General features: G+C 52.2%; 14 protein-coding genes, 2 pseudogenes and 1 riboswitch. Of the genes and pseudogenes, 7 read left to right on the top strand and 9 right to left on the bottom strand.

The window, feature by feature from the left end; all coding sequences use genetic code 11:
• Positions 1-203: 203 nt before the first annotated feature.
• Complete coding sequence (locus J7M22_11125) at positions 204-632, bottom strand: hypothetical protein (GenBank protein ID MCD6507159.1); 429 nt, start codon at positions 630-632, stop codon at positions 204-206.
• Positions 633-936: 304 nt separating this feature from the next.
• On the opposite strand from J7M22_11125, the gene J7M22_11120 reads away from it, so the two are divergent.
• The gene (locus tag J7M22_11120) at positions 937-1365 is read left to right on the top strand and encodes a hypothetical protein (protein ID MCD6507158.1); all 429 of its coding nucleotides are present in this window, start codon (positions 937-939) and stop codon (positions 1363-1365) included.
• Between the two features lie 222 nt (positions 1366-1587).
• Here the strand turns inward: J7M22_11120 and J7M22_11115 are convergent, their stop codons facing one another.
• Genes J7M22_11115 through J7M22_11105 form a run of 3 tightly spaced genes read right to left on the bottom strand, consistent with a single transcriptional unit; the run spans position 1588 to position 6496 of the window.
• Positions 1588-2403 carry an AAC(3) family N-acetyltransferase gene (locus J7M22_11115; GenBank protein ID MCD6507157.1) on the bottom strand — a complete coding sequence of 272 codons (816 nt, stop codon included), beginning with the start codon at positions 2401-2403 and terminating at the stop codon, positions 1588-1590.
• Positions 2393-3901 carry a radical SAM protein gene (locus J7M22_11110; GenBank protein ID MCD6507156.1) on the bottom strand — a complete coding sequence of 503 codons (1509 nt, stop codon included), beginning with the start codon at positions 3899-3901 and terminating at the stop codon, positions 2393-2395. Before J7M22_11110 ends, J7M22_11115 begins: the two co-directional genes overlap by 11 nt.
• Before the next feature lie 12 nt (positions 3902-3913).
• A complete protein-coding gene (locus J7M22_11105; GenBank protein ID MCD6507155.1) occupies positions 3914-6496 on the bottom strand; it encodes a SpoIIE family protein phosphatase in 2583 nt (860 codons plus the stop codon).
• Between the two features lie 162 nt (positions 6497-6658).
• Between J7M22_11105 and J7M22_11100 the strand changes: the two genes are divergently transcribed.
• The 3 genes from J7M22_11100 to J7M22_11090 are packed head-to-tail and all read left to right on the top strand — an operon-like array spanning position 6659 to position 11616.
• Positions 6659-6994, top strand: a complete 336-nt coding sequence (locus tag J7M22_11100) for a cupin domain-containing protein (GenBank protein MCD6507154.1) — start codon at positions 6659-6661, stop codon at positions 6992-6994.
• A gap of 16 nt (positions 6995-7010) precedes the next feature.
• On the top strand, positions 7011-9494 hold the full coding sequence (recJ, locus tag J7M22_11095) for a single-stranded-DNA-specific exonuclease RecJ (protein MCD6507153.1): 2484 nt from the start codon (positions 7011-7013) through the stop codon (positions 9492-9494).
• The gene (locus J7M22_11090) at positions 9472-11616 is read left to right on the top strand and encodes a bifunctional (p)ppGpp synthetase/guanosine-3',5'-bis(diphosphate) 3'-pyrophosphohydrolase (GenBank protein ID MCD6507152.1); all 2145 of its coding nucleotides are present in this window, start codon (positions 9472-9474) and stop codon (positions 11614-11616) included. The genes recJ and J7M22_11090 overlap by 23 nt, the downstream gene beginning before the upstream one ends.
• A gap of 36 nt (positions 11617-11652) precedes the next feature.
• Here the strand turns inward: J7M22_11090 and J7M22_11085 are convergent, their stop codons facing one another.
• The gene (locus tag J7M22_11085) at positions 11653-11844 is read right to left on the bottom strand and encodes a 50S ribosomal protein L28 (protein MCD6507151.1); all 192 of its coding nucleotides are present in this window, start codon (positions 11842-11844) and stop codon (positions 11653-11655) included.
• Between the two features lie 186 nt (positions 11845-12030).
• Positions 12031-12228: riboswitch (cobalamin riboswitch) on the top strand.
• 109 nt (positions 12229-12337) lie between these two features.
• Between J7M22_11085 and J7M22_11080 the strand changes: the two genes are divergently transcribed.
• The 3 genes and pseudogenes from J7M22_11080 to cobD all read left to right on the top strand — a co-directional run bounded on the left by J7M22_11080 (position 12338) and on the right by cobD (position 15817).
• Positions 12338-13408, top strand: coding sequence for a threonine-phosphate decarboxylase (locus tag J7M22_11080; GenBank protein ID MCD6507150.1), 1071 nt, complete (start codon positions 12338-12340; stop codon positions 13406-13408).
• A complete protein-coding gene (locus tag J7M22_11075; protein ID MCD6507149.1) occupies positions 13405-14910 on the top strand; it encodes a cobyric acid synthase in 1506 nt (501 codons plus the stop codon). Before J7M22_11080 ends, J7M22_11075 begins: the two co-directional genes overlap by 4 nt.
• Positions 14907-15817: pseudogene (gene cobD / locus J7M22_11070) on the top strand (cobalamin biosynthesis protein CobD). Before J7M22_11075 ends, cobD begins: the two are co-directional and overlap by 4 nt.
• A 9-nt stretch (positions 15818-15826) precedes the next feature.
• Here cobD and J7M22_11065 read toward each other — a convergent pair.
• The 4 genes and pseudogenes from J7M22_11065 to J7M22_11050 all read right to left on the bottom strand — a co-directional run.
• Positions 15827-16030: pseudogene (locus J7M22_11065) on the bottom strand (PD40 domain-containing protein).
• A gap of 308 nt (positions 16031-16338) precedes the next feature.
• On the bottom strand, positions 16339-17292 hold the full coding sequence (locus tag J7M22_11060) for a PD40 domain-containing protein (protein ID MCD6507148.1): 954 nt from the start codon (positions 17290-17292) through the stop codon (positions 16339-16341).
• 259 nt (positions 17293-17551) lie between these two features.
• Positions 17552-18451 (bottom strand): PD40 domain-containing protein, encoded by a 900-nt coding sequence (locus tag J7M22_11055; protein ID MCD6507147.1) that lies wholly within the window; start codon positions 18449-18451, stop codon positions 17552-17554.
• Between the two features lie 181 nt (positions 18452-18632).
• The coding region (locus tag J7M22_11050) for a prepilin peptidase (GenBank protein MCD6507146.1) at positions 18633-19167 on the bottom strand (535 nt) is incomplete at its 5' end.

Raw genomic sequence — 19167 nt, 5'->3', positions numbered from 1 at the left:
TCTCCTCTCCCTTTCGGTAACATTATCTTTTGAGCCTACATCCGATTTCGGTAACATTATACATGAACGATAGCGTGAATTTGATTCTCATGGTGTAACCTCCTTCTCTTTTAGTTTGGTTTGTTTTTGGGAGGTTATACCATGATTTCTGCCTCATGGCAATACCAATCTCAGACTTTTTCAGTCAACCAGTATCCCTCCTTCTAATTCCTCATGGGCGGTTCACGCCGAAACCGCTTCGTCTGGACGATCCGCTTCACGATCTCCCCTCGCAGCTCGGCCATCCATCTTACCTCCTGTCTTCTGGCCGGGTGAGACGGGTCCATGGCGAACAGGTTTAACCCCTTATACCCGTAGTCTATCATGGCGAGCATGAAATTGCGCATGGCTTCCTTGGAGGGAAATGAGAAAACCCCTCCCAAACCGAAATCATCTCGAATGTTATCTCCAACCCTGTTCGGGTGACCGATCTCATTCGCCATCAGGTATTTCGTCCTGCCGCTTATCTTCTGAACCTCATCCATCCACGTCACCAGCGTCTCCAAGGGGAAACGCTCGCCCCATGGCTGGTAGATCTCGCGTCTCCCGTTCACCGTCCGCGGGTGGCCGTAACAGTTCCGTATCAGGAACATCGACTAAAGCCCAATCCTCGCTCGGCATTTCATTGAACTGCGTGAACCCCATTCGCATCATCCGTGGGATCGCTGAACCGTTTCTCCTGAGCTCCAGCTCAGGGGAAACGCAACGACGAGCCAGCAGATGAAACCGATGCGCACCGCGAGCATAATCGATCATCCTCCTTACCTAATCCATATCATCCTCCGAGCTCAGTAAATTTTATCATAAGGCCGATCACCTTCACAATGGGCTTTACACAAAATGGGCGATATGTTAAAATCAGCTTGAATTTCAGAAGCTGAGGTGAGGGATCAAGGTATGGCGGTTTTGACTATGGAGCAAGTGAGGGAGAAAATAGAAGAGCTGAAATCGAAGGAGATGCAACCTGAGCTCAGAGAAGTCGTGGATCTGATGGAAATGTTCATAAGCAGCTTTGAGACGATAGGCGCTCAGACATCGGGAGAGTCACAGGTGGTTTTGAGGGCAATAGATATAATGGGACAGACGATGGATAAAAGGTTTGAGGCGATGAACGAGCGTTTTATCGCCGTACAAAGGGAGATCAGCGCTCTCAGAGAGGAGATGAACGCCAGATTTGAAGCTCTGCAAGGAGAGATGAACGCCAGGTTTGAGGCGATGAACGATCGGTTTAGGACTCTGATGTGGTGGATACCGATGTGGTTCACCATCTTCACGGGCGTTTTCACGGCTATCTTCACAACGCTGCTCAAGCTTTTTCACGGCTGAATTCCACCCAATCGCCATGGCTTTCAGCCCAGGACCTTCTGATCTCATGTAGTCGTTGAATCACCACCCGATATCTGACATCAACCGCCAGATTGTGTATTTCCAGAGGATCATCTTCCAGGTCATAGAGTTCTGGAGCGTCATCAGGATCGTAGACGTACTTATTATATCGGCGTGTGATGATGGCACGGCGGATATCCCCGCCTTTTCATCGCTAAAACCTCAATCCTTCCAATCCGACTCGACTGTCACGGGACTTATTCTCGGCCGAATCGGGCATTTTCCACAGGGTGGGTATTCCCCATATCCGTTTTCGAGGAGGTCCCAGACGACCTCCAATAGATCGTATAGCTTGAAGAAGGTCACGGTTGAGTTACCTATCTTTATCCTCCTCTGTAAACCCCTCCGTTCCATCTCCCTCTCGATGAGCTCCCCGGAGTCGGTGAGCGGACAGGCTCTGGAGCGCCATCCCCAGGTTCTGTGCATGACCAGTCTGCCATCGGGTAGCCTGACGGGATATCGCTCCGTCCTCAGCCCCAGACACGGAACCCTTCTCATCGTCTCGGCCACATGCTTGGCCGTGGTGGTTCTGTGTGTCGTGCCCAGGTTGATCTGATATCCTCCATCCCGCGCCAGAAGCCCTAAGGGCGAATCCTCTCCCATCGTCAGCGTAAGATGGTGTCCCTCGGTGTATCTCAGGGCATCCCTTCCCCAGGCGGCGTAGGGGTGGGTTGGGTTCAAACTTCTATAAACGTAAGGCATCCTCCAGAACGTGTCGGGGATCCTGCCGTTTGTAGTCGGAGTTTCGAGCGGGTCGTAGTATCCGGGGCCGTTGGGCCCGAAAGGGGCGCCGTGGTTGAAGGAGGGCATCAATATCGTTCCCTCCTCGCCGACGGCCTCCATCAGCGCCTCGATGACCGTCTCCGCTCCTCCCTCAACCCATCCGAAGGAGCTGAGGGAGCTATGAACCATCACGCCCATCCCCCTCTCAACGCCGACCGCCCTGAGGCCGGACAGTATCTCATCCCTACTTACCATGATACCTCTCCGCGAACCTTATCATGGGCTTCGAGAACCTCCTGCTGAGCTCAGGGCTGAATCTGTATAGAAGCCTGGAAAAAAGCACGAGCAGATAGATCATCTCACGGATCGCCCTTTTGAGCAGACGGTTGGAGGTTAATTTTCCGGCGTGATACAGTAGATTGTGCCTTCCGACGACAGTGGCGGCCCGCTCTATCTCCCTGACCACCTCGGGCGGATAGTTAAACCAGTTCTGTTCGAGGGGATAGTAGTCGAAGAAGATCCTCTGGAAGAGAGGTTCATCCGTCTCGGTCCGGATGCTCTTCTCATCGCGCTCTTTAAGCCACCATCCCTCAAACCCATATCTGTCCTTGAACTCCTCGTAGATCTGCGTCGCCGGAAGAGGCGTCAGGATCCCACCCGGCTGGATATAGGTGACGTACGGGCTGATCTTCTTTATGAACTCCGTCGTCATCCTAATGTCCTTGGGCATCTCCCAGGGGAAGCCGTACATGAAATTGACCGAGCACTCTATCCCGATCTGGTGCGTGAGTTTAACCGCCCTTTCGGCCTGTTCGACCGTTATCCCCTTTCTGATCCGCTTGAGCGTTTCGGGATTGCCGCTTTCGATCCCATATGTTATGCCCACGCATCCCGCCCGTTTCATCATCCTCAACAGATCCTCCGAGATGGCGTTGAGACGGGTGATGCATGTCCAGGAGATATCGAGTTTCTCATCGATTATAAGCTGGCAGATCTCCATCATCCTTCTCTGATTTATGGTCGCGGCGTCGTCCACCCAGTTGAACTTTCCGGTTCCGTATTCCTCCATGAGCGTTTTGATCTCGTCCACGACGTTTCTCGGCGATCTGGCCCGCCATCGTCTGCCATACATGAGGTTACAGCAGTATGTGCAGGCAAAAGGGCAGCCGCGGCTGGTGATGATGTTTCCGAACCTCGCCGAGTCATCCGGCTCCCTGTAGTAATGCTCTTTGATGAAGAGGTGTTTTGCGGGGAACGGGATGGCATCCAGATCCTTGATGAGGGGCCTCGGAGGGTTATGGACTGGTTTCCCGTCGGGACCGATATAGCTCAGCCCCAGTATCTCCTCCGCTCCCTTTTTGCCCTCCAGATATCCTATGACCTCCAGTATTCCCTCCTCGCCCTCGCCGCGCAGTACCATGTCCGCGCCGAATCTGAGTGGCTCCTCTGGTAGGATGGTCGCATGTGCCCCTCCCACTATGATCGGCACCTCGATCCGCCGTCTGATCTGCGAGATGAGCCTATAGGTGTGGGTGGCGAAGCTGACAGTGAGCGTCAATCCGACGAGATCCGGCTTCCACGCCGCTATCTCATCGGCCATCGATTCTGTGGTGAACTCGGCATAAGGAGCGCCGCCGTCGAGGATCAAAACCTCATGTCCGGCCCTCTCCAGGACGGCCCCGAGATATCCCAGTCCCAGAGGAGGGCTTGTGTTGACTATGGGCGAAACCGCCTGAGCGAGAAGCACTCTCATCTTTAACCTCGATCAGATATATCTCACGACGATCAGTGTCACGTCATCGACTATCGGAGCGCTGCCCCTGAAGGCGTCGAATTCGGATAAAATCCTATCTCTGACGGATCTGGCGTGTCCGCCTGCGGAACGTTTTATGATCTCCTCAAACCTCTCAAACCCGAGCTGCTCCCCCCTCTCGTTGACCGCCTCGATGATCCCGTCCGAAAAGTAGATCAGCAGATCCCCCGGGCCCAGCCTGAACTCGTATATCGGGTAGGAGATATCCCGTCTGACCCCCAGGGGATACATCCCCTCCTCCACCGTGTTTAGCTCTCCTGTGGCCGCTGAGAGGTGATATGGGAAGGGGTGACCCGCGCTGGAGATGGAGAGCTGATGTCTCTCAGCGTCTATCATGGAGAAGGCGAAGGTCATGAAGAGCCTCACCTTGACCTGACAGACCATCTCGTTCATCGCCTCCATCACGTCTGAGATGTCCTGGCTCTGACGGGTGGTGGTGAAGAGGCAGCTTTTCGCCATGCTGACGAGCAATCCGGCATCCAACCCATGTCCGCTGACATCGCCTATGGCTATGCCGATCCTGTCCTTTGAAAATCGCACGAAGTCGTAGTAATCCCCTCCCACCTCAGCAGCGGGCTTAAAGAAGCTACTGATCTCTATCACATCGCTCTGTGGGTCCTCATCGGGCAATATCCCCATCTGTATCCGCCTGGCGTTCTCTAACTCCCTCCTGATCCTGTCCTGCTCGGCCCTTTCGGCGTATAGCCTGATGTTCTCTATGGTGATGGCGGCCTGATCGGCCAACGCCGAAAGCAAAACCGAATCCTCATGCGAATAGGCCGCTCCGGAGACCTTAGGCCCGAGCAGAAGGATACCTATCAGCTTCCCCTTCGAGAAGATCGGCACGAAGAACTCGGCGTCGAACTTGATAACCTTCTCCATCTCCTCCTGGGATATCGCACCCCACTTGTAAAGCCTTTCGACCTCCTCTACCGATACAGGCTCCCCCCTCTTGACCAGCTCGATGGCCAGCGGCCCGGAAGAGCTGAAGGTGAGCTCTCTCATCCCGCTAACCCCTCTGACTGAAGCGATTCTCAATGTGCCCGGGTCCTGTGGGGAGTTAAGCAACAGGGCGCCGCGCGAGATTCGCATCGTCTCGCATACCCTCGATACCAGCAGATCCACCAGCTTGTCGTAGTCTATGATCGACGTGAGGGCTCTGGTGAACTGGGTGAGCGTTCGGGAGTAGTCATAGCTCTCCTTGTAGAAGGTTCTGTCGACGAACTCCCTCACCTTCGTTCTTATCATGGGCATGATCGTTCCCACGAGGAGCACCATCAGGAAGGCGACGGCTTCCCGTTTCCCCCTGGCGGGGAAAAGCATTCTGAGTAGGCCGTAGTAAAGTCCTATCCACAGGAGCGCCATGATCAGGAAAAGGATCGAGTTTATCAAGATCCATCTCATGACGGCGCCGACGTTGGGAGCGCGCCGTTTTATGACGGCATATCCCAGCGATACGGGGATTATCCCCCAGGCGGCGTAGAACAAGCCGAATCCCCACCCCTCGCCGATCATCCACCTGCCCCATATACCTCCCAGATTGATCAGGAGGAAGGAGGAGAGGAGGGATATCAGGATGAAGAGCATCTCCCTCCTTATCCTTCGCTGCCTTGCGATAAGATATCCCCTGAGCGTCACGAGGAGGCCCGCGAGCATATAGGCGCAGGCGATATAAAGACCGAGCGGCTTGAAGCTAAAGGGATATCCGAGGTAAAAGCGGTTCAGCAGACCAATCGTTATCCAGAGAGGAGGGAGATAGATGAGATAGTATATCATCTTTCTCCGCTCGATCCACTCCCGCGGATCGGGGATGAGTAGGAGCAGATGCAGGGACATCGCGGGGAAAAGCCCGGCGCCGACTATAAGGGACAGCGTGAAGGGGAAATCCACAAAGAGAAAAGGCGGTCGGACGATGTTCCACATGCCCGGAGGTGAGAGGCTCAGCCTAGCTATGCCCGCGATGGCGAGTGACACCCCTCCCAACAGGGCCCCCGATAGCCCTCCCCACAGCCTCAGAAAGACATAGGCGCCGGCATAGAGGGAGACCAAAGCGGCCGCGGCCATCGAGAGCAGTATCGTTCCCACCAGCGGATCGTTCACTCTGCCCCTGGTAACCGGAACTATCAAGCTATAGCTTAGGGTCAGGGTTATCTCCACCACGATGACGAGGATCAGCAACAGGGTCAGCCTCCTGCGCCATCCCTCGCTCAGCGACGAGATCAGCACCATCCAGAAGCTCAGCAGTATAACCCAGAAATACGTGCTCAACCCTTTATCCGTCCACGCGATCCTCTCGGGATAGAGGATCAGAAAGGATATCAACCCCACCAACGCGGCGGAACCGGCTATCAGAAATCCTACCTGTCTGGACTCCCTGGTGGGAAGTGATGGGACGAAAAGCGTAAACGCCACCAGCCCGATGACCGGCGACGGGTTGCGCATCCAGGAGAGAATCAAAATCAGCAAAACAAGACCGGAGCCGAACCTCTGACTCCTAAGAAGCTCCGATAACCTGGATTTAAACCCCGAAAGCATAGCTCACCCATAGCCGAATTTAGTGATATCCTAACATATACCTCCCCCTTCAGTCAACGAGTTGACGGTCAAGGAGAAAGGTGATAAAATATGCCTGTAAGTGAGATTGGGGATCAAAGAGGAGGTTCTTATCACCGATGATTCGGCTTGGAGGATGAGGGTATGGAAAAAGTCAGTGAAAACGAAAAGGATTACAGGTGGGGGAGATCAGGGGTTAAATATCTCTTCAGAGGCCCACGGATCGATTGGGGTGTGTTGCTGTTGTTGCCCGGCGAGAAGATGGGTGCTCATGGACACAGGGAGGTCGAGGAGACCTTCTACTTCATCGAGGGAAAGGCTAAGATGTTGGTGAACGATACCCCTTATGAGGCTGAGGCCGGAGATGCCTTTAGAATCGAGCCTGGCGAAAAACACGATATCCATAACGATTCCGATAAACCCGTCAAGGTCGTCTTCATAAAATCCCCCTACCTGCCGGAGGATAAAATCACATATTGATAACCCAGAGGTGGATATGCGGGGTAAAATATGGAGGATCAAGAAAGTCAACCTGGATGTCAGCCTACGCTTGGCCGATAGGTTGAAGATATCTCCGCTCGTCGCTCAGGTGCTGGTCTCGCGAGGATATGATGATGAGGAAACCGCCAGGAGGTTCCTGCACCCAAGCTTGGGTGATCTTCACGATCCATTCCTGCTTCCGAATATGGATCGAGCTGTCGAACGAATCGGGAAAGCCATCTCCGGCGGCGAAGACATATGGATCTACGGCGATTACGACGTGGACGGAACGACGGCGGTTAGCGCCCTTATGTTGACCTTCAGGAGGATAGGGGTCGAAGCGAAATATTACATCCCAAATAGGCTTATAGAGGGGTATGGGCTGAACAGGGACGCTATAGCGGAGCTGAAGGACAAGGGATGCGACCTGTTGATCACGGTCGATTGCGGCATATCAGCACATGATGAGATCGAATACGCCAACGAGATCGGGATGGACGTGATAGTCACCGATCACCATCACCCTAAAGGAGACAGCCCCCCCGCCTGTTGTATCGTCAACCCAAAGCTCCCTGATAGCTCCTATCCGTTTAAAGATCTCGCCGGTGTCGGGGTCGCCTTTAAGCTGATCCAGGCTCTGATGTCGGAGTTGGGAGATGAGGAATTCCCTGAATCGCTGTTAGACCTCGTCGCACTGGGGACGATAGTCGACGTAACACCTCTGACGGGCGAGAACAGGGTCCTCGCCCGGTTCGGGCTGGAAAGGATCTCCGAAAGGAGCAGGATCGGCATTAAGGCCCTATGCGATGCTATGGGATTGAGCTCAAAGGTGAGATCCTATCACGTCTCCTTCCTCATCGGTCCCAGGCTCAACGCCTCCGGTAGGCTTGACACAGCCCACAGCGTGGTGGAGCTCCTGACCACGGACTCATATGAGAGGGCATATCAGATATCCCTTAAGCTTAACGCCGATAACCTGGAACGACAGAAGATAGAAAGCCAGATATTGGCTCAGGCCACGGATATGGTTGGGGCTATGGATCTAAGGAAGGTGAAAGGGATTGTTTTGGCTTCGGAGGAGTGGCATAGAGGTGTCGTCGGAATAGTCGCATCGAGGATCGCGGAGAAGTTCTACAGGCCTGCCATTTTGATAGCGATCGAAGAGGATGAGGGACATGGTTCCGGCAGAAGCATACCGGAGTTCGATCTCTTCGAGGGTATCTCCAGATGTGCCGATCTGCTGATCGGATTCGGCGGACACAGGGCTGCCGCCGGGATCAAGATCGAAAGGGAGAGGATACCGGAATTTAGAAAGCGGTTCGCTGAGGTGGTGGGGGAGGCTCTATCGGAGGAGGATCTAACCCCTAAGGTGGAGATCGACGTCGAGACACCGCTGCATGAGTTAAATCTAGAGTTGGTGGAGGAAGTGGAGCTTCTCGAGCCCTTCGGTTTCGGGAATCCATCCCCGCTTTTTGCCGTCAGAAACGTTCTGGTGTCGGGAAACCCGACCGTGATGAGGGGAGATCATCTCAGATTTTACGTCACGGATGGGGCGGGTGAGACGAGGGAGGTCATAGGGTGGAACCAGGGCAAGCTTCAAATTCCCCTTTCCAATAAGAACATCTCACTCGATATAGCCTTTCAGCCTAGGTTGAACGAATGGGGAGGGGTTAAGAGATTAAGGCTCGATATGAGAGATATCAGAATCCATCAGAGGGATTCTCTGGCCCTCTATCCAAGCGGTGAGGAGTCGCCGGTCAAGCTGGTGGATAGGAGACATATACCCGACAAGTTCAGATATCTTGAGAGGCTCATCGATCGGGGGGAAAGGATGATAATCTATGTCAGGGGCGAATCGGAGCTGAGAAAACTGGCGGAGGAATTGGGACGGAGGATCGGCGAGGGAAATCTGGTCGTGATAAAGGAAAGGCCGGATGGACCGATTGAAGGTGATGTGATCGCCTCATGTGTTATTCTACCCCAGGAAGTCCAGGCCAGACACATCGTCTTCTGTCATCCTATTCCCAGCAGGACCGATTTCGCCCGGATGTGCCGTCCAGCCTTCCTATCCGACTCCCCTACCTATATCCACCTTATATTTAACCAGAACGACGTCCAATACGCTGTGAGATCGGTTTTCGAACGGCATCCTGGCAGAGAGGATCTGGAGAAGCTGTACAGATCCATACGTCGAATTATTTCCGAAGATGGGGATATTAGATTTGAGGATCTAAAGGCAAGATCTGAGCTGAGGATGATGAGGGAGGAGGCCATCCTGAAAGGGGTGGAGATATTCAGGGAGCTCGGCCTCATCGAGGATGATCCGTCCGGAGCTATCAGGCTCAATGAGACGGGAAAGGTAAGCCTCTCCGATTCGGAGACCTTCATTCGCTGTGAACGGGCCAAATACGAGGCCTCGATATTCTTAAACCATCTTCTCTGGCGCAGCATAACCGACCTATGGGAAGAGATGAGAGATGCCGTCCAGGAATTACGCTGAGGATCTCAACCGGATAATATCCGCTATCAACTCCTATTCCACACCAGATAGCATAGATCTAGTGAAGGAAGCTTTCCATTTCGCCGAGGGGAAACACAGAAATCGCAAGAGAGCATCGGGGGAACCTTATTTCACACATTGCATTGAGACGGCTAAGATATTGATCGAACTTAACATGGATGCGCCAACGATCGCTGCTGCCCTCTTACATGACGTGATGGAGGATGAGGGGGTGAGCCACCGGGAGCTGGCGGAGAGGTTCGGGGCGGAGATCGCCGATATGGTAAGCGGCGTGACCAAGATAAGCTCGATAGAATTTTTCGGATCAGGTGAGGAGAGACAGGTCGAGAACTACCGTAAGCTGACGATCGCCATGGCCAGGGATATAAGGGTGCTATTGATAAAGCTGGCCGATAGATTACACAACATGCGAACGCTGGAGTATCTGCCACCCGAAAAACGGAGGAAGATCGCACTTGAAACCCTTGAGATATACGCGCCGTTGGCCCACAGGCTGGGGATGTTCAGGATGAAGGTCGATCTGGAGGATCTGGCCTTCAAACATCTCCATCCGGAGGAATACCGTCAGATCGCTCAACTGGTTAGCGAAAAGTGGGAGGAGAGAGAAAGATACACCCAGGAGGTGGCGGGGAAGATCAAAGAGGTGCTGGAGGAGGCCGGAATAGAGGCGGAGGTATGGGGCAGGCCAAAGCATTTCTATAGCATATACAAGAAAATGAGGAGACAGAACATACCTTTTGAAAACCTCTACGATCTCATCGCCTTCAGGGTTTTGGTTAGGGATGTTCCGGACTGTTACTCCGCTCTGGGCGTGATTCACTCCAAATGGACTCCTATTCCCGGCAGGATAAAGGATTATATCGCCCTGCCCAAATCGAACAGGTATCAATCCCTCCATACCACCGTGATAGAATCGGGCAGGCCTGTGGAGATACAGATTCGCACCTATGATATGCACAAGATAGCCGAATACGGCATAGCGGCCCACTGGAAATATAAGGAGGGCGTTTCAAGTCAATCCCCATATGACAATTATATCGCCTGGCTTCGTTCGCTTGTAGAGCAGATGAGGGATGTTAATAAACCCGCTCAGTTCATCACCTCTATAAAGACCGAACTGGCGCCGGAGGAGATATACGTCTTCACACCCAAGGGCGATCTGAAAGTGCTTCCTGAAGGGGCCACACCGATAGATTTCGCCTATTCCGTCCATACGGAGATAGGACATCACTGCGCAGGGGCTAAGGTCAACAACAGATTCGTCTCCCTTCGCTATAAGCTCCAGACAGGCGATATAGTCGAGATCATAACCGATCCGAACGCCACCCCGAGCAGGGACTGGCTTAGAATCGTCCGATCCTCACGCGCTAGAAGCAAGATCAGGAGATGGCTGAGGGAACATGAGCGGGAGCAATATAGGGAACTGGGCAGAAGCTTAATAGAGGCCGAGCTGAAGCTGAGACACCTCTCGCCGAAGAATTATCTGACCCCCGAGAACCTTGAAAGGATGGCAGCAGAGCTGAAATGCAAATCGGTCGATGATATGTTGGTGGATATCGGATACGGTAAGATATCGGCTCAGCACTTCGCCAATCTCCTTATCCCGGAGGAAAGGAGGAGGAGAGAGCCGGAGGAGATAGTTGGCAGGAGAAAGCCTGCTCCGACAAGCGGGGTCACTATAGATGGAATAGACCAGGCCTATATCAGGGTGGCTAAATGCTGTAACCCGATACCAGGTGATGAGATAGTCGGATATATAACCCGCGGACGGGGGCTCTCGATACACGTCGTCGGATGTCCCAGGATAGGAGGGGAGATGGAGAGATTGATACCGGTGAGGTGGGCGCCGAAGGAAGGGGTGACATACCCGGCCGTGGTGATCGTTGAAAGCGACGATAGGAAAGGGCTGTTGAGAGATCTCTCCAACGCCATATCAAAGCTGGAGGTGAATATCTCACAGGCTCACTCGGAGATCATCGATCCGATCACATCCGTACACAGGTTCGTCGTGGATGTTACAGGGGTGGATCAGCTTCAGAGGGTGATGGAGTCCTTAAGCAAGGTAAAGGGGGTAAGACAGGTAAAGAGGAAAAGATTTTAAGCCGGCAGACGGCTCGAATGAAGCCGCCCGCCGCCTTTAAACGGCCTTCATGACCTTTCCCGCCTTGAGGCATTTCGCACAGACCCGAACCCTCTTAACAGTTCCGTTCTCGATTATCTTCACCTTCTGAAGGTTCGGCAGGAACCTTCTTCTCGTCTTGTTTTCAGCGTGACTGACGTTATTCCCCGTTCTAGGTCTCTTGCCGCAGACGTAACAAACCCTAGCCATCCTCTCACCAACCTTTCACAGTTTGATATCGGCCTTAAAAGTTAACATAAAAGGTTTGGAAAATCAAGGTTTCGCAATGGAACGACTCAAGACTGCAGGAATTTCTAATCCTCCGCCCTTTAAACCGGAATGTTTATTGACCTGGCCGGGAGGCCTGTGTATAATCCTCATGCTTCACGAGAAACGAGATATGACACAGGTGCAGGTGCCGGGGATAACCCGGAGAATAGGGAAGTGCGGTGAGATTCCGCCGCGGCCCCGCCACCGTGATCGGCGTTAACCTCTCCTCACAAAAGCCACTGGAGGGTCCATTAAGTCCTCTGGGAAGGCGAGGGGAGGTTGTTGCCGTAAGCCGGGAGACCTGCCTGCACCGAGGAGTCTCACAGTTTTCGAGGGGAAGCTGTGGGATAGATTTTCGATCCCCGGTTTTCCCTGAAAGCCGGGGGTTTTTTTATTCCCCTCCGACAATACGTCCTGGAAAGGTGAGAAGGGTTTGAGTTTAGAAGGGTTCTTCGAACATGGAGGCGAACTGGAGAAGATCGAGAAGCTGGGGGTGTCGCCTGAAAATCTGATCGATTTCAGCGTGAACCTCAATCCGCTTGGTCCTCCTGAAAAGCTGCTTCAGATGTTGAAAGAACATATACATAAGATAGGGAGATACCCGGAACCACACTCTGAGACCCTCTCTTTCAAACTCTGCAGGAAGCTCGACATCCCGCGGGGATGTGCTCTCATATCGAACGGCTCAAACCAGCTCATACACGCCGCATGCGCCGCTTTGAAACCTCAAAGGACGCTCATCGTTCAACCGACCTTCTCAGAATATGAGATGGCGACGAGCCTATACGGGGGGTGTGTGACCGATCTTATCTTAAATCACGAGGAGAACTTCTCGATTCCTATGAAGAAGCTCATCGAAAATCTGAGGTCCTCGAATATCGCTTTCATATGCAACCCAAACAATCCGACAGGACATATCTGGGACAAAGAGCTACTGCTTGATCTCATGAGGAAATTCCCAAATGTGATTTTCGTCGTGGACGAGGCTTTCTCGGACTTCTCCGACAGGCCGATCTCTCTCCTTAAAGAGGTGCCAAAGCTCGGAAACCTAGTGATTTTAAGGTCCTTCACGAAGCTTTTCTCGATACCGGGGCTCAGGCTCGGCTATGCGGTCTCGAATGAGAGGGTGATCTCCGTCCTGAAGGGCTATATAGAGCCGTGGTCGGTCAACAGATTGGCCCAGATAGCGGGAGAAGCGCTGCTCAATCTAGGACGGTTCGTTAAAGAGAGCAAGGAGTTCATCCTTGCCGAAAGGGAATTTCTCCTTTCGGCTCTCCGGAGCATAAGGGGGCTTATCCCCTTCCGGTCCCATGCAAACTTCCTGTTGATACGATGTGATGCGCTTAGATCCCATCGACTTCAGATAGAGCTGCTGAGGCGAGGGATATTCATCAGGGATTGTTCGAACTTTAAGGGGCTTGATGAGAGATTCGTCAGAGTGGCGGTGAGGAGAAGGGATGAGAACAAAAAACTCTTATCCGCTTTGAAAGAGGTGCTCCTATGAGGGCGAAAAGCATTATGATACAGGGGACCGGATCGCATGTCGGCAAAAGCCTTATAGTTACGGCATTATGCAGGATATTCTATCAGGACGGCTTCAGGGTCGTCCCCTTCAAAGCACAGAACATGTCCTTAAACTCATACGCGACGCCCGAAGGGAGAGAGATCAGCATAGCTCAGGCCGTCCAGGCAGAGGCCTGTGGGATAGAGCCCTCATTCGACATGAACCCTATCCTGCTCAAACCGATGGGCGATGCCGGATGTCAGGTTGTGCTCCACGGAAAACCCTACATGAACCTCAGCGCAAAGAGATATTACAACATAAAGGCGGAACTCTGGGAGGCCGTCCGTCGCTCCTTTGAAAGGTTAAAGGATGAGTTCGACATCATCGTGATCGAAGGCGCAGGGAGCCCCGCCGAGGTAAATCTCAGGGAGAACGACATCGTGAACATGAAAATGGCCAGATATGCCGAAGCGCCCGTTCTCCTGGTCGGTGATATTGATAGAGGCGGGGTGCTGGCGTGGATAGTCGGAACCATTGAACTGCTCACTCAGGAAGAGAGAGAACTCATAAAAGGATTGATCATAAACAAGTTCAGGGGGGATATATCCCTTTTAAAGCCGGGAGTTGATTTCCTCGAGGAGAAAACAGGAAAACCGGTGATCGGGGTGATACCTTACATCAGAGGGCTCAGGATATGGGAGGAGGACTCCGTCTCGCTTGACGGATTTAGACCCTCAAGAGGGAAGGCGGATATAAGGATAGCCGTCCTGAGGCTCCCAAGGATATCCAACTTCACCGATTTCGATCCCCTAGCCTCCGAAAGTGACGTCTCCCTCAGATACGTCACATCACCCGATGAGCTCGAAGACGCCGACATAATCATAATCCCAGGGACGAAGAATACGGTTTACGACCTCCTGTTTCTCAAAGAGAGCGGGCTTTTCGAAGGGATACTCAGGGAAAGGAGAAGGGGAAAGATGATAATCGGAATCTGCGGGGGATTTCAGATGCTCGGCAGAAAGGTGGAGGATCCACATGGAGTCGAATCGGAACGCAAAATCGAGGAAGGGCTTGGACTTTTAGACATCGTGACGATCTTTACGAAGGAAAAGGCGAGCTATCAGGTGAAGGCCAAGGCCTTAAGGGAGATACCCTATCTGGATGAGGGCGAGCTACTGGAGGGATATGAGATTCACATGGGAGAAACGAAGGCAAAGAATTACCTCTTTGAACTTTCAAGATTGTCAGGTGAAAGAGTATGGGATGGGGTAATATCCCACGATGGGCTCGTTCTGGGCACCTATCTTCATGGGATCTTCGAAAACGGTCGTTTCAGAAGAAGGCTTTTAAACCTCATCAGACGTAGAAAAGGCTTACTGGAGCTTGCCTCGCAGGATGTAAACACCCGACTTGATAGGCAAGGGGAATATGACAGACTCGCCGAAGTGATCAGGGAGAATCTGGATGTCGATTTCATCTATAAGCTTTTAGGGTTGATATGAGAGATCTCGAACTCCCCCTCGCTTATATCCTCGACCTCATCATAGGCGATCCCCGCTGGTTCCCATATCCCGTGAAACTCATCGGGGGCGAGATAAAGCTCCTCGAGAGGATCCTAAGGAGGATGCCTTGGGAGAGATTCGCGGGGATACTCCTAACGCTTATCGTGGTCTCGACCTCCTATCTCATCTCCTATTTTCTATCACATCGGTTCGGGTCTCCGGCCGAGGTCTTTCTGTTTTTCACAGCCCTATGCACGAAAAGCCTCGGGAGGGAGCCGATGAAAGTCGTAAAGGCGATCGAGAAGGAGGATATCGAAAGGGCGAGGAGGGAGCTCTCATATCTGGTGAGCAGGGATACGGAGGAGCTCGATGAGAGAGGGATTCTGAGGGCATGCATCGAGACGATATCGGAGAACACCGTGGATGGGATAATATCACCGATGTTTTACGCCTCCTTGGGCGGGGCGCCGTTAGCGATGGCGTTCAAGGCCGTAAGCACGTTGGACTCGATGGTGGGATATAAAAACGAAAGATACATGCGCTTCGGCTGGGCGTCGGCGAGGCTTGATGATGTGGCCAACTTCATCCCCGCGAGGCTCAGCGCCCTGATAATCTCGATCTCATCCCTTTTCATCGGCGTTAATCCCCTGACTTGCCTGAAGATCGTCCTCAGAGATGGGAGAAAACATGAAAGCCCTAACAGCGGGATACCCGAAGCTGCGTTTGCCGGCGCACTTAAGGTGAGGCTGGGAGGCCCGAACAGCTATTTCGGCGAACTTGTTGTGAAACCGTACATCGGTGATGAGATCGATCCTTTAAGCGGAAGGTAAAGGATGCTGTAAGGCTGATGTACGTGAGCTCGTTTATAAGCCTTATCCTCGCTGTTCTGCTAGATCGGGGAGTATAGTTCCTTTCGCTACCACACTCTGCGATAATATGAACGCTCTCCCTTATTCTCCTCGTTTGATAACATCTGCCATGGGGAAGCATCTCTAGCTTTCAGGTTTGTGAGATTTCGCAAATCTCCCCTCTCCAAATCCAACACGAAGATGTCGGGCAATCCTCTCACCTCCGCCGCAAAGGCTATCTTCTTCCCATCGGGTGACCAATCAGGATAGGCATCATGTCACCGGGGATTGTTCGTCAGCTATCTGATATCGTTCCCATTAAGTTCCATCGTATAGATGTTCATGCACTCCTTTTGCACCCTGAGAGCGTGGAAAGCTACGGTAGGCCTGGACGGCTGCGCGAGGATGGAAAGCGCAGTCGTGAACAGCAATAAAGATCCTCCTGCGAGGATTAAGAGAAGGAAAGATCGGTGTGGCATAGCATCATGGAGAACTCTTCATAACCCCCCCAAAGCGCTTTTTTCAATCTTACAGCCTTCACATCCACAACCCCTCCGAACATGTCATCTTATTTGCTGAGCTACTTAAGCCAACCCCATGTGATTATCCGCATGTCAAAAGAGAAAATAGAAAACGCGGAGGAAGGATCAAACCAAGATGGATGACCATCAAACCCAGGATTGTTGGTTAAATTTCTAAGATTCTCCCCGTTTATGTCCATCACATATATCTCAAAATTCCCATCCCGGTCGGTCATGAAAACGATCCTATTGCCGTCAGGCAACCAAGTAGGACAAATGTCATCCGCCGGGTGATCGGTCAGCCTCTGAACGTTTCCCCCATCAGCATCCATCAGGTAGATCTCATAATTTCCATCCCGATCAGATGAGAAGGCGATCTTTCCACCATCTGGCGACCAAGCGGGAAGAGTATCGTTCGCGGGGTGATTAGTTAAATTTTTGAGATTCCCTCCATTTATGTCCATCACATATATCTCAGAATTCCCATCTCTATCGGTCGTGAAGGCGATCCTTGAACCATCAGCAGACCATGTTGGGTATCTATCATTCGCCGGGTGATTCGTTAGATTCCTTGCATTCTTACCATCGGCATCTATCACATAGATTTCAGGATTCCTTGGAAACTGTCTCAGGGAAGTCCGCACAAAGGCGATCTTACTACCATCGGGAGACCATGCTGGGGAGGAGTTTACAGTGTGTTCTTGGACGGCATCCGTTAGTCTGCGTATGTTTTCCCCTGTGTAGTCTGCCACGTATATATCCGAGCCACCTGACCAATAGGCCTCGAACACTATTCTTCTGCCGTCGGGTGACCACATGGGATTTTGACTTGTTGGAGGGAACAGCATACGTTGGTTTCTCCCATCTATATCCATAATGTAAATCGCCGGATTTCCCCAAGGTCGGATAGAATCGAAGAGAATCTGAGCTTTCTTCGGTTGTGCCTGAAGAGTCGATCCGATATTAATCATCAGAAGGAAACTCTCCATTAAGAGTTTCCATTTAGGTTTCATAATCCCCTCACCTCCTCCAATTTCCAAATGCAGGTGGGGGCTTTACCCCCGCCCTCGAATTTTCACGTGTCGGGATCAGTCAGGATCACAATTCGTCTGCTCAGCTCCTACCTTCATCAGCAGTGCGGCCAGAGCGGAGGTGGCAAGGATAGCACCAACCTGAGCTGCCTTCTGGGCCCTGGTCCCCAGACTCGCTCAAGATGAATTCCCTCAGACGCGCTTTGCTCGAAAGCCCCCGAATACGGCTGATCATCCTAAATCATCTCATCCTCCTCTTTATAACCCCCCAAAGGGTTTTCTTTAACCTCAAAGAATTCACGCCCAAGACGTTACCGAAAAGATCCGGATGAGAAGCCCTCATTCCCCTCTTATGGTAAATCAGGCGAAGCTCTCCCCCCTCTCTATTTATCAAATAAATATCTTCTCCGTCATAGTGACATACGGAAAAGATGATATGCTCCCTGTCAGCCCAGGAGAGGGAGAAAACCTGATAGAAATCACCCGGATACTTACCCTTAAAATCGGTTAATCGCCGCCTTTTACGATTATCTATATCCATAACATACAGATCCACTATTAAGGACTTTGCCGTATCTTGAACGGCGTAAGCGATCTGCGTTCCGTCGGGAGACCAAGCCGGTTCACTCTCACATACCCCTGCCGTCCTGGTGAGGTTTTTGATGTTACCTCCCTGTGCATCCATAACATAGATGTCAGGTGCCATACCTCCTCCTACGTCCCAGAACCGCGGATCTCTGTCCGATGCAAATGCTATCCATCTGCCATCCGGTGACCAGGATGGGGAGGCATCTCTAGCTTTCAGGTTTGTGAGATTTCGCAAATCTCCCCTCTCCAAATCCAACACGAAGATGTCGGGCAATCCTCCCACCTCCGCCGCGAAGGCTAACTTCTTCCCATCAGGAGACCAATCTGGATCTTGGGGGAGAGAGGTTCCCGTGTTTAACCTTCGGCAGTTGCTCCCGTCCCAGTTCATGATGGCGAGATCCCAACCTGAGCAGAAAGCTATTTCCCTCCCATCGGGTGACCAATCCGGGTAGCCATCATGCCATGGGTTGTTGGTCAATTGTTTGATCTCTTCCCCCTGAGATCCATAGTGTAGATATTCCAGAACTTCCCCCTCTTCCAATCCCTCTTCCAATTGATACCCTCGAAAACGATCCTCGGTTCAGGAGGCTGTGCCGATATCAAGATGGTCACACCGAGCAATAACAACAATCCCCCTATCAGGATCAGAGAGATGGGAGATGATCTCCCCCGTGCCATATCGATCCCTCCTTTTATCGATCCGGAGGGGAGATGTATCCCCTCCGGGATGGCTTTCACGGTTGACAGTAATCTCTGCCTTCATATCCCTTATTCCCACCCCTTCCACGAGTGCTGAATTCGTCAAGGAGAAGATCAGAGACCTCATGAGCGCATAGATACCCACATAGATGCCGATTAGGATGAAAAAAGGTGACAAGATATGCCAGGGTTCCCAAGAGGAGGACGAGAATTTCAACCCCTTTGGAGTGCGCCCAGAAGATGATCGCCTGATAAACCCCGATAACCAGTAGCAACACGATAGGGGCAAACATATAGCCCTTCGGCGATTTGAAAAGGAGAGGAGGCAAAGCGACACAAACAGCCCAGAACAACTTCGCATCCCCAGGGGCGAAGAAGTTAAAAATGTAGGACAGATAGGCCAGGACAGCTCCGCCGAGCGTCACCGATATGAGATAGAAGAGCGGAATCCAACCTTGAAGCCAGAAGATCACCTGCAGTATGAATCCGCAATAGAGCAACCCAAGGCTGCAGAAGTTCCTAATCCTCCGCTCCTTTAAATCGGTGATACTGGCATAAAGACAACAGCCG

The organism is Candidatus Poribacteria bacterium (assembly GCA_021162805.1).
Lineage (GTDB): Bacteria > Poribacteria > WGA-4E > B28-G17 > B28-G17 > JAGGXZ01.
This window is presented reverse-complemented; position numbering and strand designations above follow the sequence as displayed.

Bases quoted from the DNA above. Each gene is read 5' to 3' on its own strand.
- J7M22_11125 (MCD6507159.1), bottom strand. From the start codon at position 632: ATGTTCCTGATACGGAACTGTTACGGCCACCCGCGGACGGTGAACGGG.
- J7M22_11120 (MCD6507158.1), top strand. From the start codon at position 937: ATGGCGGTTTTGACTATGGAGCAAGTGAGGGAGAAAATAGAAGAGCTG.
- J7M22_11115 (MCD6507157.1), bottom strand. From the start codon at position 2,403: ATGGTAAGTAGGGATGAGATACTGTCCGGCCTCAGGGCGGTCGGCGTT.
- J7M22_11110 (MCD6507156.1), bottom strand. From the start codon at position 3,901: ATGAGAGTGCTTCTCGCTCAGGCGGTTTCGCCCATAGTCAACACAAGC.
- J7M22_11105 (MCD6507155.1), bottom strand. From the start codon at position 6,496: ATGCTTTCGGGGTTTAAATCCAGGTTATCGGAGCTTCTTAGGAGTCAG.
- J7M22_11100 (MCD6507154.1), top strand. From the start codon at position 6,659: ATGGAAAAAGTCAGTGAAAACGAAAAGGATTACAGGTGGGGGAGATCA.
- recJ (MCD6507153.1), top strand. From the start codon at position 7,011: ATGCGGGGTAAAATATGGAGGATCAAGAAAGTCAACCTGGATGTCAGC.
- J7M22_11090 (MCD6507152.1), top strand. From the start codon at position 9,472: ATGCCGTCCAGGAATTACGCTGAGGATCTCAACCGGATAATATCCGCT.
- J7M22_11085 (MCD6507151.1), bottom strand. From the start codon at position 11,844: ATGGCTAGGGTTTGTTACGTCTGCGGCAAGAGACCTAGAACGGGGAAT.
- J7M22_11075 (MCD6507149.1), top strand. From the start codon at position 13,405: ATGAGGGCGAAAAGCATTATGATACAGGGGACCGGATCGCATGTCGGC.
- J7M22_11060 (MCD6507148.1), bottom strand. From the start codon at position 17,292: ATGAAACCTAAATGGAAACTCTTAATGGAGAGTTTCCTTCTGATGATT.